14 protein-coding genes and 1 riboswitch are annotated in these 15,605 nt (G+C 49.7%); of the genes, 3 read left to right on the top strand and 11 right to left on the bottom strand.

Translation table 11 applies throughout. The annotated features are described in order from the left end of the window. Positions 1-10 precede the first annotated feature (10 nt). The 7 genes from ACLR2L_RS06620 to rppH all read right to left on the bottom strand — a co-directional run bounded on the left by ACLR2L_RS06620 (position 11) and on the right by rppH (position 7,474). Positions 11-925 (bottom strand): diguanylate cyclase, encoded by a 915-nt coding sequence (locus ACLR2L_RS06620; protein WP_413366782.1) that lies wholly within the window; start codon positions 923-925, stop codon positions 11-13. Between the two features lie 45 nt (positions 926-970). Next, positions 971-1,984: a response regulator gene (locus ACLR2L_RS06615; RefSeq protein ID WP_413366739.1), complete on the bottom strand. Its 1,014-nt coding sequence runs from the start codon at positions 1,982-1,984 to the stop codon at positions 971-973. Positions 1,985-1,995: 11 nt separating this feature from the next. Beyond that, positions 1,996-2,829: a thymidylate synthase gene (locus tag ACLR2L_RS06610; protein ID WP_140960527.1), complete on the bottom strand. Its 834-nt coding sequence runs from the start codon at positions 2,827-2,829 to the stop codon at positions 1,996-1,998. Between the two features lie 14 nt (positions 2,830-2,843). Beyond that, complete coding sequence (gene lgt, locus ACLR2L_RS06605) at positions 2,844-3,659, bottom strand: prolipoprotein diacylglyceryl transferase (RefSeq protein ID WP_413366737.1); 816 nt, start codon at positions 3,657-3,659, stop codon at positions 2,844-2,846. Between the two features lie 4 nt (positions 3,660-3,663). After that, on the bottom strand, positions 3,664-4,470 hold the full coding sequence (locus tag ACLR2L_RS06600; protein ID WP_413366735.1) for a sulfite exporter TauE/SafE family protein: 807 nt from the start codon (positions 4,468-4,470) through the stop codon (positions 3,664-3,666). A gap of 139 nt (positions 4,471-4,609) precedes the next feature. Continuing rightward, positions 4,610-6,907 carry a phosphoenolpyruvate--protein phosphotransferase gene (gene ptsP, locus ACLR2L_RS06595; protein ID WP_413366780.1) on the bottom strand — a complete coding sequence of 766 codons (2,298 nt, stop codon included), beginning with the start codon at positions 6,905-6,907 and terminating at the stop codon, positions 4,610-4,612. A 39-nt stretch (positions 6,908-6,946) separates the two neighbouring features. Further along, positions 6,947-7,474 carry an RNA pyrophosphohydrolase gene (gene rppH / locus ACLR2L_RS06590; RefSeq protein ID WP_140960521.1) on the bottom strand — a complete coding sequence of 176 codons (528 nt, stop codon included), beginning with the start codon at positions 7,472-7,474 and terminating at the stop codon, positions 6,947-6,949. A 147-nt stretch (positions 7,475-7,621) separates the two neighbouring features. On the opposite strand from rppH, the gene mutH reads away from it, so the two are divergent. Continuing rightward, a complete protein-coding gene (gene mutH / locus ACLR2L_RS06585) occupies positions 7,622-8,302 on the top strand; it encodes a DNA mismatch repair endonuclease MutH (protein ID WP_413366733.1) in 681 nt (226 codons plus the stop codon). Positions 8,303-8,404: 102 nt separating this feature from the next. Continuing rightward, positions 8,405-8,650: a YfhL family 4Fe-4S dicluster ferredoxin gene (locus tag ACLR2L_RS06580; RefSeq protein ID WP_140960517.1), complete on the top strand. Its 246-nt coding sequence runs from the start codon at positions 8,405-8,407 to the stop codon at positions 8,648-8,650. 82 nt (positions 8,651-8,732) lie between these two features. Here ACLR2L_RS06580 and ACLR2L_RS06575 read toward each other — a convergent pair whose 3' ends face one another. Both ACLR2L_RS06575 and ACLR2L_RS06570 read right to left on the bottom strand, forming a co-directional pair. After that, positions 8,733-9,821: a hypothetical protein gene (locus ACLR2L_RS06575; RefSeq protein WP_140960515.1), complete on the bottom strand. Its 1,089-nt coding sequence runs from the start codon at positions 9,819-9,821 to the stop codon at positions 8,733-8,735. Positions 9,822-9,833: 12 nt separating this feature from the next. Continuing rightward, positions 9,834-11,345 (bottom strand): inorganic triphosphatase, encoded by a 1,512-nt coding sequence (locus tag ACLR2L_RS06570; RefSeq protein ID WP_413366730.1) that lies wholly within the window; start codon positions 11,343-11,345, stop codon positions 9,834-9,836. 162 nt (positions 11,346-11,507) lie between these two features. On the opposite strand from ACLR2L_RS06570, the gene ACLR2L_RS06565 reads away from it, so the two are divergent. Further along, entirely contained in the window at positions 11,508-12,098 is a 591-nt protein-coding gene (locus ACLR2L_RS06565; RefSeq protein ID WP_413366728.1) for a TIGR04211 family SH3 domain-containing protein, read from the top strand. Between the two features lie 58 nt (positions 12,099-12,156). Here ACLR2L_RS06565 and ACLR2L_RS06560 read toward each other — a convergent pair whose 3' ends face one another. Together ACLR2L_RS06560 and putA are read right to left on the bottom strand one after the other, a co-directional pair. After that, positions 12,157-12,711, bottom strand: a complete 555-nt coding sequence (locus ACLR2L_RS06560; protein WP_413366726.1) for a TMEM165/GDT1 family protein — start codon at positions 12,709-12,711, stop codon at positions 12,157-12,159. Positions 12,712-12,793: 82 nt separating this feature from the next. Next, positions 12,794-12,889, bottom strand: a riboswitch (yybP-ykoY riboswitch). A 125-nt stretch (positions 12,890-13,014) separates the two neighbouring features. Next, positions 13,015-15,605: bifunctional proline dehydrogenase/L-glutamate gamma-semialdehyde dehydrogenase PutA (gene putA, locus ACLR2L_RS06555; protein ID WP_413366724.1), on the bottom strand; the 2,591-nt coding region annotated here is incomplete at its 5' end.

The raw sequence follows: 15,605 nt of genomic DNA, 5'->3' as shown, positions 1-15,605 counted from the left end.
TGTATTTGTGTTACAGCGTTACCGCCTGGTTACGGCCGCCTTCTTTGGCTTTGTACAGCGCTTGGTCTGCGCGGTCGAGCCATTGCATTTCATTGGCGAACGAGTCGTTGAATTCAGCTAAGCCCAGACTCACGGTAAACGTAATCTTCTGACCTTCGTGTTCCACTACGGTATTTTCCGCCGCGCGGCGAATACGCTCAGCGACTAGCAACGCATCGGCCAGCTTGGCATCAGCTAGTATCACGGCAAACTCTTCACCGCCATAGCGACCGGCTAAATCGGTTTCACGCACACATTGCTTAATCACATTTGCCAGCGCCTGGATAACTTTGTCACCCGCTTGGTGCCCGTAGGTATCGTTTACCGATTTGAAATGATCGATGTCCAGCATGATCGCGGTCTCTAGGGCACCGCGTCGACGCGCCAGTTTAAACTGCTTCTCAAAGCGTTCCTGCCAGTATCTGCGGTTGTACAATCCTGTTAACCCGTCTAAACGACTGACGTTAGTGAGTTTTTCATTCAAACCTTCAATGTGCAAACGCCCTGTGGCCTGGTCGGTTACATCATACACCAGCATACACAAGCGCTCTATTTTTCCCGTTAACGACGACAGCGGGAATAACGTCACATTCTGGTACATAAAGTCCAGCTCTGACGTTATGGGACGATTACAACCAAATTTAAATAAATAAGGACGTTGTTCCCAAATCAGAAATACCGGTGTTTTCAAATCAAATACAGGCCCGGCTTTTAGTTTTAACCAGTCGGCACTGATCTCCGGAAAACTGTCGAACAAACAGGTACCCACAATTTGGCTGGGGCGCAGGTTGCTGTGGTTTTCCATAAACTGGTTCCACACTTCCACCTTAAACTCGCGATCCAACACCACAATACCCACTTCCAGCGAGCTGAGCAGATCGTGCATCCAGTGTTGTCGGCTTAGTTCTTCTATAACGTCAGCGGTCACGGTTTACTCCTCAAAATCAACCAGTCTAGAGTAAATGCGTTCCATTGACGTATCAGGGAACAGCAGTAACAAATCAAAGTGTATGTTCTTATTCTTAATCGCATAACCAATTTCAATTGCCATAATGCGTTGCCACCGCTGCTTGGTGGTGGTTAGCATGCTGTCGAGATCGCGGTTACGTCCAAGGATAATAGGAGAACTATGGCTGAAGGTCACATTGAGCTGATCAGACAGCGCGTTCAAACAGGCACCAATCAGAATATTGGAAATATCCATCAGCGCTTCCAGCTGGGCTGGCGCGGTACTTAACTGGTCGTAATTGAGTAATTGAATGATGTTGTCGAAATCAGTATCGTTAAAAATCACCAGCGCTTCGCCGTTAATCCCCGCACTCACAAAACCTTTTGATACCGCCGACACACTGTTATTGCGGTTTACTTCCGCAATGGCCATGTGAAGCTCGTTATTTTCAATCACGTTCACATTGGGAATGGGCAGATCAATAAACTCGCCTAACAGCCTGGCCAGGTTTTCACCTGCGCGTCCCATGGCTACGTTTACCATTTCACGGTAAGCGTCAAATTTATCGTTTTCACTATTGGTAGTGAGTACGTTTACTTTTTTACGCTTTTCGGCGTTGCCGTCACCGGTGTAAATGCCGTACTGCTTCAACAGTGTAATGAGTTTTTCGTTGTCGATTGGCTTGCGAATAAAGTCCAGTGCGCCCATTGCGAGCATACGGGTACGCGCTTCTTCCTGTACGTCACCAGACACTACAATAACCAAACAGGGCAGATCTTCCCGACGAATTATATCCATGGTCTCATAACCATCCATCACCGGCATGTTGAGATCCAAAAACATCACGTCGCCTTTACCGGCGCGAATTTGCTCTAATGCCTGCTGACCGTGCTCCGCATAATGGATATCAATATCCCAGCCGTCCGGAATGGAACGGGCCATTTGCTTTCGCGCAAAGCCCGAATCGTCGCAGATTAATACATTTGTTTTGCTCATTCCCTCAAGCCTTATATTGCGACCGGCGCCTTAATGTGTGGATGGGCCTGATAGTTTTCCAACGTAAAGTCTTCGTAGGTAAAACCAAAAATGTCTTTGACTTCAGGGTTAATTCGCATAGTTGGACGCGCAAATGGCTCCCGACTTAACTGCAATTCGGTTTGTTCCAGGTGGTTCAAATAAAGATGCGCATCGCCCAGTGTGTGAATAAACTCACCGGGCTGCAGGTCGCACACCTGGGCCACCATCAGTGTTAACAGCGCATAGCTGGCAATATTGAATGGCACACCCAAAAAGACATCGCCACTGCGCTGATATAACTGACAAGACAGTTTTCCTTCCAGCACATAAAACTGGAATAACGTGTGGCAAGGCGGCAACGCCTGTTTGCCATTGGCGGCGTTTTCTTTAGGTGACACGGTGGTGTCGGGCAATACGGCTGGATTCCATGCACTTACAATTAATCGACGTGAATCGGGATTGGTTTTGATTTGCTGTATTACATCACTGATTTGGTCGATAACCTGACCGTCCGCACCCGTCCAGCTGCGCCACTGATGGCCATAAACCGGCCCTAATTCGCCTTCGTCGGTAGCCCATTCATCCCAAATGGATACACCGTGCTCCTTGAGGTAAGCGATATTAGTCTCACCTTTTAAGAACCACAGTAATTCGTGGATGATAGATCGCAGGTGGCACTTTTTGGTAGTGACAAGCGGAAAGCCCTCAGCCAAATCAAAGCGCATTTGATAGCCAAATACACTGATTGTGCCCGTGCCGGTGCGATCTTCTTTTTTTACACCATGATCACGGACATGGCGCATCAATGCTAAATACTCTTTCATAATACAGATGTGTTCTAGTTTTGTTTTGCCTGTTTTGCAGGGACGCTGTTGCCGCGATAAGCCCGCACCATCAGGAACAGTCCTGCGATAATCATGGGCAGGCATAGCAACTGCCCCTGACTCAATCCTACCTGGTATAAACCGATGTGCGCATCGGGCTCCCTGAAATACTCTACAATGAATCTAAACGTACCATATCCGACCAGAAACAAACCACCTATAGCCCCAGTTGGGCGAGGTTTGGCCGAATACAGCCAAAGAATGATAAACAGTAATACGCCTTCCAGTGCAAACTCGTACAACTGAGAGGGATGACGCGGCTCTGGCCCGGCGCCGGGAAAAACAAATGCCCAGGGCACATCGGTTGGACGCCCCCACAATTCGGCGTTCAGAAAATTACCAATCCGTCCTGCGCCTAAGCCAATAGGGACGAGTGGTGCAATAAAATCCCCTACTTGCAGCAATGAGCTGTTTAATCGTTTAGCCTGCCATACCATAGCGGCAATAACCCCTAGCAAGCCACCGTGGAACGACATACCACCCGTCCAAATTTTAAATAAGTAGGTGGGGTCGGCAATAAACATGTCCCATTGGTAGAAAAACACATATCCCAAACGGCCACCAATGATCACGCCAACAAAGCCCCAAAACAGGAGATCGCTTAACTGCTCCTGATCCCAAGGCGACTGTGGAAGGCGTTTCCTGGCCAGCAGATAAGCGGCAATAAATCCCACCAGATACATCATGCCATACCAACGGACACTCAACGGCCCAAGGCTTACGATCACCGGATCAATATTTGGAAACACCAGATATTCTGTTCCAACCATGCAACTATTCCATTCCCATAATCATGCGGATACTTACTAAGACCAGTATGCCTGCTAAAATCTTTTTTAATAAATCGGTGGGCAGTGTTTGCCCTAATCTGGCGCCGTATCCGGCTGTAAACACAGACGTTGCCATAATGCCAGCGCCTGCTGGCAAATACACATACCCCAGCGCCCACTCCGGCAACTGTGGTAGCCCCCAGCCGGCCAGAATAAAACTACTGGTTCCAAACAGGGCAATGACCAAACCACTTAACGCAGCACAACCAATTGCCTGTCGCATTGGCACCTGAAACCACACCAGAGCAGGTACCAACAGTGCACCACCACCAATGCCCATTAATGCCGATATTACGCCGGCAACCAGTCCTACCACTATAAAAATCAGCGGTGTTGCGGAAAAACGCGAGGCTTGCCGCTTTCCAAATACCATTTGTGCAGCAATCACAATTACCAACACAGCGAATACTTTCTGTAACAGTGCGGCTGGCATCAAACTGGCTATTTGCGCCCCAATGACAGCGCCAAACGCAATGCCTGAACCACACCAGAGGATTACACGGGGAACGATATTCCCTAACTGGTAATGCGCTCTGGCTGAAAAGAAACCCGTTACAATAATAGTGAATAAAGACGTTGCAATGGCCATAGGCATGGCAAGTTGCGCATCGATATTTCCCACGCCGGTCAACAATGCAGAGAGTACCGGCACAATGATCAATCCACCGCCAATCCCCAGCATACCGGCCAGCGTACCGGTAACCATACCCAGCGCCATACAACTTAAAAATATTATGATTAGCGCATCCACCAGCTCACTCCTGCTTTTTCGGCGCCAAGCATACCACACTTCGTTATACGAGTTGTGTCAGTTTTTTAACACATCCTGCCAACTTTTTGTCGCAACGAATGTTGAATTTAAATACGGGAATGCAGGGTAAGGCGTTAGGTTAAGAGCCCGCGCGAACCAGGCCACCTAATCCGCGTTTTTCCAGGTACTGATTGATATGGTGATACACTTCTTCGTAGCTATCGGAGGTCAACGCCCGGGATAATAAAGCTTGTGCCTCAGCCAGATTGACGTTGCGGATCACCCAGTTAATTTTGCGCAGGTTAAATGCGTTCATACTGAGCTTGCGGTAGCCCATACCCATTAGCAGCACTGCACCACCCGGCTCACCGGCAATTTCGCCGCAAATTGATACTGGCACCTGATGCTGATCGGCTTGTTTTACAATGTCGTACAGTGCAGACAATACCGCCGGGTGATAAGTGTTGTACAAACTGGCTACACGGCTGTTATTGCGATCAACGGCTAACAGATACTGGGTAAGGTCGTTGCTGCCTACCGAAAAGAAGTCCACTTTTTTTGCCAGTTGTGGCAACTGATAAAGCACCGATGGCACTTCCAGCATTATACCCAGACGTGGGCGATAAAGGGTAACGCCCTGATGCCGGGCTTCTTCTTCCACTTCGAAAAATGCCTGCTCTACCAGCCGACGGGCTTCGTTGACCTCAGCGACGCTGGAAATCATTGGCAGCATGATACTGAGGTTTTTCAGACCAATGCTGGCGCGAAGCATGGCTCGAATTTGAACAAGAAATATCTCTGGGTGATCCAATGTTAAGCGAATCCCCCGCCATCCTAAAAACGGATTCTCTTCAGTGATGGGGAAATACGGTAAAGGCTTATCCCCACCCACATCGAGTGTTCGCATGGCAATTTCGCTGTCTGGGGCGCTTTCCAGTATTTTGCGATACAGCGCCACCTGCTCACTTTCCGATGGGAAACGCTCGCGCAGCATAAACGGGATCTCGGTGCGGTACAAACCGATACCAATTGGCTTAGACGACGTCGTAGCAGTCTCTAGCTCTGTAGACAAACCGGCATTCACCATCAGTGAAATTTCGCAGCCATCTAATGTTTCACAGGCTTTGTCTGCTTCGCTATCGATGCGGACAGACAGTAAACGTTCTTCTTCAATTAACTGGCTAAACTCTGCCCGAATCGCTTTTTCCGGCGATACGATCACTTCTCCGGCATAACCATCGAGCAGTATTTCTTTGTGTTCTAACAGCGTGGGAGAGACGTTTTGGCACCCCATCACCGCAGGCACGCCCATCGCTCTTGCCAGAATGGCAGCATGGGAGTTGTTGGAACCTTTTATCGAAATAATACCGGCGAGTATTGCTTTGGGGAATTCTGCCAGCATAGGGGCCGACACTTCTTCAGCAACCAGAATACAAGGTTGTTGAGGTCGGTCGCGTTCGAATACAGACTTACCTTTTACTTCAGACAGAATATTCAGCAGGATCCGGTTCGACAAATCCACAATATCGATGGCCCGCTCTTGCATATACGGATCTTCCATCGCCTCAAAACGCGCAGCATAAGCTTCTACAACCAACTTCAGTGACGAGGCCGCATCCCATCCTTCGCGGATTTTTGCCTCCACTTCGCGTCCCAGGCTGTTGGCATCAAGCAGTTGGTGATACAACTGAAAAATAGCGCGGACATCGTCAGGCACCTGCCCTTCGAGGCGGTCAGACAACACTTCCACCTGCGCACGGGTCGCTTCAACCCCTTTGCGGTAAAAGTCGATTTCGCGCTGATTATTGGTACTTTGCTTTACTACCCAGGTCTTCAGAGTATACGCGGCATGCGGTGAATACCCCATTCCCATGGCAAGACCTGGCGAGCCTGGTACACCCCTGACGTTTTTTTGCATGTTGCCAACATACATACCGGCATGAGGGTTCAGTGCACCACGGGTTTCCGCATTGGAGATTTCCAGTGCAATTTGCGCAGCCAGCGTAACCAGAAAAGCTTCTTCGTCTTCGCTGAATTTGCGCATGGCACTTTGCTGCATGGTAATAACACCCAGCACTTTGCGCTGGTGAATAATAGGGGTACCCAAGAAAGCGTTATAGTGCTCTTCCTTTACTTCAGGATAGTGTTTAAAACGCGGGTGTTGGTGGGCGTTTTCAATATTCAGTGGTTCTTCGCGCTGTCCGACCAGCCCGATAAGCCCCTCTGAAAAACCAATTTTTACCCGTTCCACCGCATCACGAGCCAGACCGTCAGTCGCCTTTAATATAAATTCCTGATGAGTGTAATCGGCAAGGTAAATGGAGCAGGAATCCACTTGCATGGTTTCTTTTACTCTGGCGGCGAGACGAAACAAGGCATCGGTTAACCTGGGTATCTGGTTAACCTCCTGAACAATGCTTTTTAGGACAGTAAGGATACTGCCTTTTCCACCTTGTATTCCCGCCACAAAATTCCTCTAGCCGCGACGACGACGGCGATTTTGCTTAGACTGATTTACATTGCGGGGCTGCATACTCATCACCGTGCCGGAAAATTCCTTCATCACACGACGATACACATCCCGTTTAAACGACACAACATTGCGTATCGGATACCAGTAACTCACCCAGCGCCAGTCATCAAACTCCGGGTGACCCGTTTTTAGCACATCGACTTCTTTTTCATGACATTCGAGTTGCAATAAAAACCATTTCTGCTTTTGTCCGATACAAACAGGATTACTGCCTTGGCGAATTAACCGCTTGGGCAGCTTATATCTCACCCAGTTACGCGTCACATTCATAATGCTTACGTCTTTAGGTGTGAGCCCAACTTCCTCATTAAGCTCACGATACATTGCCTGCTCTACAGTTTCCCCTTCATCTATTCCGCCTTGAGGAAACTGCCATGAATGCTGACCATAACGCCTTGCCCAAAATACTTGACCCATTTTGTTGCAAATCACTATGCCCACATTCGCACGGAATCCATCGGTATCTATCACTCAGACTCCCGGGCACTTTACATTTTTATGTGATAGCATTCTTTCACAATCCTTTGCGCATTCAAAGTATTAAAAACATTCTGATAACACCTTGCATTTTGGGGCCCGCTCAGCGGTCTTCAGTTTGCAGAATAAGAGGTAGCGGGTTTGCGAGTACCCACAAGTGCACCGCGCGATATTACTGAGCTGGCGTCCAGGGCTGCATGTATTGCAGGTCTTAGCCTGGGTGAGTTGGCCGCCATGGCAAATATTGTATTGCCCGCCGATTTTAAGCGGCAAAAAGGCTGGACCGGGCAACTTATCGAGTTATGGCTTGGCGCAACTGCAGGATCCAAACCCACACAGGACTTTCCTGAATTAGGTGTTGAGCTGAAAACCTTGCCCATTGATGCCAATGGGATGCCGCTGGAAACTACCTACGTATGCTATGCCCCCCTAATTCCTGTACCCATGATGACCTGGGAACGGAGCAATGTGCGCAATAAGTTGCAATGCGTCATGTGGGTGCCCGTGGAAGGCCAGCGCGACATCCCCATTCCTGAGCGCCGGATTGCCACGCCGTTTATCTGGCACCCGTCAGCGCAACAATCACAGCAGTTACAGCACGACTGGGAACTGTTAACAGAATTCATCGCATTAGGCCAGGTAGAGTCGGTAACCGCCCGGCACGGTGATTACATGCAGCTGCGTCCAAAGGCCGCCAGCGGCAAAGTACTCACCGATGCACTGGGGCCAGAAGGCCAACGTATCAAAACCCGCCCCCGTGGTTTTTATTTGCGCAAGCAGTTTACCCACGCGATTTTACAGCAGCATTTTGGCCACTATTGACCTGTATCAAGCAGGGGCAGTTTAGGCTTTGCATATTCGTTTAAGCTTATATAAAGTCATCGGCAAACCAGCAACCCTAATTGCAACGCTGAGGAATTCGCCATGGCACTGTTAATTACCGACGACTGTATAAACTGCGATATGTGTCCCACTGAATGCCCGAATGAGGCTATTAGCATGGGCGCAGAGATTTATCAGATAAACCCTTCACTGTGCACCGAATGTGTGGGGCATTACGATGAGCCAAGTTGTGTGGCTGTGTGTCCCATTGAGTGTATTGTGACCGACCCTGATCACAAAGAAAGTCTGGATGCTCTGGCAGAAAAATACGCCGCTATGTATGCGTAATTGCCGAATGGATCGCCGAATGGTTTGCCAAATGAATGCCGTTAGCAGCACTAACGATTGCGCCGCTAACGGCCAATTTCCGCTATTGTTTGTTTTCCAGGTATTTTAAAAACGTGTGACTAACCGTCCCTTTGTTGCCTAATTGCAAACGCTTGGTTACCTGGTCCAGCTTAATATCCGAACGCAACAATAATTGCTTAGCGTATTTCATTCTGAACTGGTAGATATAATTTCGAAAATGCTGCTTTTTTACTTTCAGTAGCGCCAGACACAACACAGTAGGATCCAACTGCGCCTGGTTGGCAAACGATTCCAGCGTTAAACCCACCTGCTTATACGCTTTCGATTCGATCACCGCAGCATCAGCATGTTTAATAATGGCCAGGGCGCGTCCCTCGGTAAGTGCCGGCGCGGCATGAAGTGCGGCATGATCAAACGGCGAAGGCGAGGTGTTTTGCGTTCGGCACAGATTCATCAATACCGTTAACATACTGAACGCCACTCCGCAGTGGAACCAGGCAAGCCATCCCTGAAAAGGCAATATTCCAAACGCCACCAATGCCGTTATCACCACCAGAAAAAACGCCACGCCAACAGTAAACCCACTAGCGCCAGCGATGCCTTTAATCTTGTGCTGACGGGTATCCACTGCCTGTAGTGGCAAATCGTGATGATATTGCTGAATATGCTCTACCTGCATTATGGCGGTATACAACATCGCAAAGGCTATCAACAGACAACTGGCGTACACAGGCCAATACACCAAAGGTTCACCATAAGGGGCCAGCCCTTTCCAGCCTGACAATTCGGGTAAAAATACCCATAACTGATAACCCAGTAACGCGAGTAACACCACCGCAATAATCAGCAATGGCCAACGGGCGTAATGAGGTTTACGCCACAACAACGCCATTGAACTCATTTGCATACCATATAATTGCAACGGCACAGTTGTTAGTGCCAGTAGGCTAAGCAGCGAATGCCCTTGCCCATTGCCAAGTGCCCATAATTCACTGCACACCAACAACGGCCAACTCAACAGCATCAACGTACGCCCGCCACTGCCGGTATTTGCAGGCTTCTGCTTAATGCTTATCGCCAGCAATATCAACCAGACACAGGTAAGCAGTGCGGTAACCCATACCGACACTGAATCATTAGACAAGCTCATTGGTATGCCTCATTACCAGTAAATATCACCAGACATAGCTGCCTGGCGACTTCGCTCCATAACACGCAATAAACTCTGTGTTTTTTGCTGAATCCACTCCAGTATCTCCTGCTGTTCGGCCAATTCCGCATCGAACACGGATTTTTTCAGCAACAGCAATGCGTTGAGTTCATCGATACCAGTAAGAATGTCCAACCAGGGCGCGCGAAAATGGCCCCGCGATTGTGCAAATAAATCAGCAACCAAAAATCCGTTGAACAGGGTTTGGCGAAGTAACACTTCCACTGCGGTATAATTTGCTGCGTGCATCTGGCGCTGAATAGGCATTGTCTGCTGAACGGTTTGCCATCCTTGCGACAACCATCCTTTCGCATGTTCCATTAAAGGTAAATCATAGCCGGTTGCCACCCCGCGCCAGGGCTTTTGTTCCAGCACCTGTGCAATCGACAATTTCAGGCGCGAGGGTGTATCCTCGTACAATCGGCTCGCCGGATCATGCGCATGAAGCAAACCCGCCTGGCGGCCTTGCAAATAACTCAACAGTGCCGGATACCGTGATAACCGCTTATTAAACAAGCTCTTTTTCGACAGAAGCATACGAAGGCTATGCAAATCATCCTGCCACAACCAGGCCTCGGCATAGCGCATCAGGCTTTTGTGTAAAGACAGCATCGCCTGGCATTGCAATACCGGTAAATACAGCGACACCGTTTGCATAAGCATACGAACAGCGCGGGAAATTTCAGCCAGCATTTTGGGGGAACGGGTTTCGAAAAACAGATGTTCGTGCGTTTGCCAGTGCCGTAAACAACATGCCAATGCCTGACAAAATGCAGATTCAGTGCTGACATTCTCGGTAAGCGGCAGAAAATCTGGTAACGGCGTAATGCGATTTGGAATGCCGTGGAGCAACTGGTAGCCCTGTGCCGCTTTCGAGGTATCGCTAAGTCTCACCGGCAATTTGCCCGGTAACAGGTTAGCCAGTTCAAACATACGCTGTAAATTGCCTTGTTTGAGTTCCAGTTCAATCTCACAAATGGGTGATTGATGTTGTTGCTGTGGTGCGCTCACCTGACCGATATCCACCACCAGTTCAATGTGTGCATCGTCAAACTCAATATCGAACTGTGTGCGGGTAAAGTGTGTACCAAATTGTTTAGCCAACCGCTCATTCAGCGCACCGGCGCTTTCACCTTCCGGCCATTGCATGGTGTCAAACAAGGTTAAATCCGGCTGCTCATTTGCCAGCGGCACATTAAGTTCAAGGCGCTGATGCAGTCCGCCACTCACCTGACCGTTTGTTTTTATGGTTTGCTCAAACTGACCATTGGCTCCGCGCACCCGCATGCCAATTTTGTGTTGCTGAAACAGGTGATCGGAGGTGTCGTAATAGTCATTTTGTAAATACGACTCCCCTTCCTCCTGAACGCTAATGCCTTTTTCCTGCAGTAACGGAAACACAGCGCTTCGCAGCTGTTCAAGTGGATTTTCCCGGGCAACAAATTTTATTTCAGTTTCTGACATGTGATGAACAAAGATTAATAACAACGCGGATAATGGCTGGTACATTACCTGCCTGTCGCACCTTTGGCAATGTTACTGTGTGGTGCTCGCGAGCCTGTAGACTTGCCTTTCTGGGCAACACCCCCTAACATCAGGGCTTTCGTTCAGGTTGTTGGAAACGTTATGAGACTGCTCTCTTTTATTTTCGGTTTACTGGTTATTACATTACCAGCCAGTGCCCAGGACACTGCCGACCAGCCAGGTGCCTATGTTGCTGATGATTTGTACGTTTTCATGCATTCCGGCCCGGGCCGCAATTACCGCATCGTAGGATCGATTGAAGCGGGCTTACCAGTAACCATTCTGGGGCGCAGCGACGACGGCTCATACACGCAAATTCAGGATGAAGAAGAACGCGAAGGTTGGATTGAAACACAATTTTTAATCAATACCATTTCCCGTCGGGCGCAGTTACCCGAGCTGAGCCAACGTGTTGCCGAACGCGATCAGCAGGTTAGCGCGCTCACAGCAAAGCAACAAAAATTGCAACAACAACTGGTTGAAGCTAAACAACAAATCAGTGAACTGGAATCAGATCAGGCCCAGGCTCAACAGCGCATACAGCAGCTAACCGCGCAGATTCAATCTCAGGATAATGAAGAGCTGTACCGTATGTTTACCTATGGCGGTATCGTAGCCGGCGCCGGAGTATTACTGGGGATAATCGTAACCTTTATTCCCAAGCGCCGACGTCGCAACGACACCTGGATGTAGAAAACAGCCAGGTTGGCGAAGTGCCGGGTTGATTTATCAAGCACTTCGCCTGCGGAAGCTAACTCACCAGCCAGTAGATCCCCAACGCAATAAACAGCACCGACGCTCCTATGCGCACCTGCTTCATAGGAATTGCCCGCATCAGCGGCTCACCTAAATACACTACTGGTACATTGGCGACCATCATTCCCAGCGTCGAGCCCAATGTCACCCAGGCGATACTTTGGTATTCACCTGCCAGTAATATCGTGGCCAGTTGTGTTTTGTCGCCCATTTCGGCCAGGAAAAACAACACGCTGGACGCCAGAAATGCGCCGTATCTATCGAATGACGACGACACATCCTCGTCTTTATCAGGAATCAACAGCCACAGACCAACAGCAATAAATGCACCGGCAAACAGCCAGTTACTTAGCGCAGGGGTAAACCAGGAGGCCAGCCAAATACCAGCCCAGGCAGACACAGTATGATTTAGCAGCGTTGCTACCAGTATGCCAGCCACAATCGCCAGGTTATTTCTGAAACGGACAGTCAGCAGTAAAGACAGGAGTTGAGTTTTGTCACCAATCTCGGCAATGGCTACCGTGGTTAACGAAGAAAGAAATGCTTCCATTAAAATTTCCGGCGGGACAGTACAGACATAAGACAACAGCCGGCGTCCCGCGTAGGACCGGTTATCGTCTTAGGTCTTGCTAATAGTTGATGCCAACTACGCCGTTACCATGGAAATGCGTTCCAAGTATGTTGATAACGACTCTCGGTTGAGAAAGCTACTCCCCTAACACAAAAAGGGCACAGGTTTGTTAAAGCTTGCACCTGTGCCTTGATGCGAACTATACCACTTCACCCGGCATTCACCAACACATTGCGATAAGCGTCAGTCTTGCCGGGATAGTCGTCGGGATAGTTGTCGGGATTACTCGTCTTCTTCTACCATGGTCATCAGCGACGTATTACCGCCAGAGGCGGTTGTATCGGTGCTGATGGTCTTCTCTGTCATCAAACGCTGAATCAGCTTGTCGGTATATTCAGCGGTGATCACGGGCAGTATAGCCCCTTCACGTTCCGCCAGCATCGCTGTAATGTGCGCAGTTCGCTCAGTATTGCTGTCTGCCACTACACCGGCCAGCTTCTGATCTTTGAGCAACGCGTCCAGATGCCCCAGTCGCGCTACCTGGAAAACAGCCTCAGGCGCGCCAACGGCTTTAAACTTATCCTTAACCGCCATTGCTTCTTCGTAGAACAGTTCAGACACAACCGACACCACACAGTTACCGGTTGCCAGCGCAGTAACTATCGACAACGCCCAGTATTCAAAGGTGACGTCCTTATCGGCAAAACACACCAGTACACCACGTGGCTCAAGGTAGAGCTTGTTCGACTCACCCGTTGGGCCAGGTAACGTCAACGGCCGGGCCAGTTTTTTCTCAATACTCATCAGTTGTGAGCGGGCGGAAGCCAGCGTACGGTTGAGATCGTCAGCCAATTCCTCAACGCTGTCAACGGTAGCCAGTTTGGCCAGCAATTGACGTACTTTGGATATACGCTCGTTCAGTGGAGTATGTCTCCACAGCTCTTCAACCTCACAGGCGCTGCGCATGATTTCCGCAGCTTGTTTGGCTTGTTCAGGCGTCCCCGTAAGAGCCAAATCCGGACTTACATCGCCAGCTAAGCGGGTTGGCTTTGGCGTGGCTTTTTCCATCATTAGTCGCGGCAGATAGTTCGGACCACCCGCTTTTGGCCCCGTGCCAGACAAGCCGCGACCACCAAACGGTTGCACGCCCACAATCGCACCAATCATATTGCGGTTAACATACACGTTGCCTACCCGGCAACGCGCTGCCAACTCGTTGGCCCGCTCTTCAATACGGGAGTGAATCCCCATGGTCAGGCCAAATCCGGTACCGTTTATTTGGGCCAGCACATCGTTCAACTGCTTGGCTTTGTAACGCACAACATGGACAACCGGACCAAACACTTCGCGGGTAAGCACGCTCAAATCACGGATTTCGTATAAGGTTGGTGGGAAGAATGTACCGGTTGCACATTCCTCAGGAATAGCAGACTGATACAACAACTTGCCATTTTGCTGCATGTACACTTCGTGCTCTTTCAGCGATTTGAGCGCTTTTTGATCAATAACCGGGCCTACATCAGTGCTTAACCATGCTGGATTGCCAATCTGTAGTTCTTTCATCGCCCCGGTTAACATGCTGATGATGGTTTCGGCGATATCTTCCTGCACAAATAACACGCGCAGGGCAGAACAACGCTGCCCGGCACTTTGGAAGCCGGAATGGATAACATCATCAATTACTTGCTCGGGTAACGCCGTGGAGTCAACAATCATGCAGTTCTGACCACCGGTTTCGGCAATCAGCGGCACTTGCTCCCCACCCCGTTGTGCAAGCACTTTGGAAATATACGTACCGGTTTGCGTAGATCCGGTAAACATGACCGCTTTCACACGTTCATCGGGCAATAATACGCTGCCCACATCCGACCCTTTTGCAACAACCAGTTGCAGCGCATCTTCCGGTAACCCTACGGCGCGCATTATTTCCACTGCACGCACAGCGATAATACTGGTTTGCTCAGCAGGTTTGGCAACCACCGTGTTACCGGTTACCAGTGCAGCAACAACCTGCCCCAGGAAAATTGCCAGCGGGAAGTTCCACGGGCTGATACACAGCACGACTCCGCGCGGCACCAGGCGATCGTCTTGTCCCAACTCGACCGCACGGGCAGCGTAATAACGGCAGAAATCCACCGCTTCGCGAATTTCATCTACTGAGTCTTGCGTTACCTTACCGGCTTCCCGGATACACAACGCGATCAGTTCGTCGGTGTGGCGCTCTAACGCATCGGCAAACTGATTCAGCAACAGAGCGCGTTCGCTCATGGAGCGCGATGACCAGGCTGCAAAACCGCTATCAGCTTTATCTAACGCGGCCCGGATGCCGGCTTCACTGGTGTAGTGGTGATACCCTACTACATCGTTATGGTTTGCCGGGTTTAACACGGCTACGGCCTGTTCTGGCAGTGCTGAAGCATCGATACGATAATGCTCGGCCCAACGCGATAAGCTGTATTTAAGGTTACCCACTGTGTTGAGATCAGTCACATCCAACCCTTTGGAATTAATCCGCTCGGGCGCATACAGGTCAGAAGACTGCTGAATTTGTTTGTTGTAACGGTACGTTAATCGCTGGGTTTTCTCTACCGGGTCTTCCAATAACGCTTCTACCGGCTTGCTGTCATCTACAATGGCATTCACGAATGATGAATTTGCACCATTTTCCAACAACCGGCGTACCAGATAGGCCAGCAAATCTTCGTGTACACCCACCGGGGCATACACACGACACTGAATGTGTTCTTCTGACACGACCTGGTCGTACAGCGTATCGCCCATGCCATGCAGGCACTGGAATTCAAAACCTTGCTTATCGTCACCGGCCAGCTCAATAATAACCGACGCGGTGTAGGCATTGTGAGTGGCAAACT

This window comes from Alteromonas sp. AMM-1, assembly GCF_047290655.1.
Lineage (GTDB): Bacteria > Pseudomonadota > Gammaproteobacteria > Enterobacterales > Alteromonadaceae > Alteromonas > Alteromonas mangrovi.
Note: the sequence above shows the minus strand (reverse complement) of the source record. Positions and strands in the feature narration are given on the sequence as shown.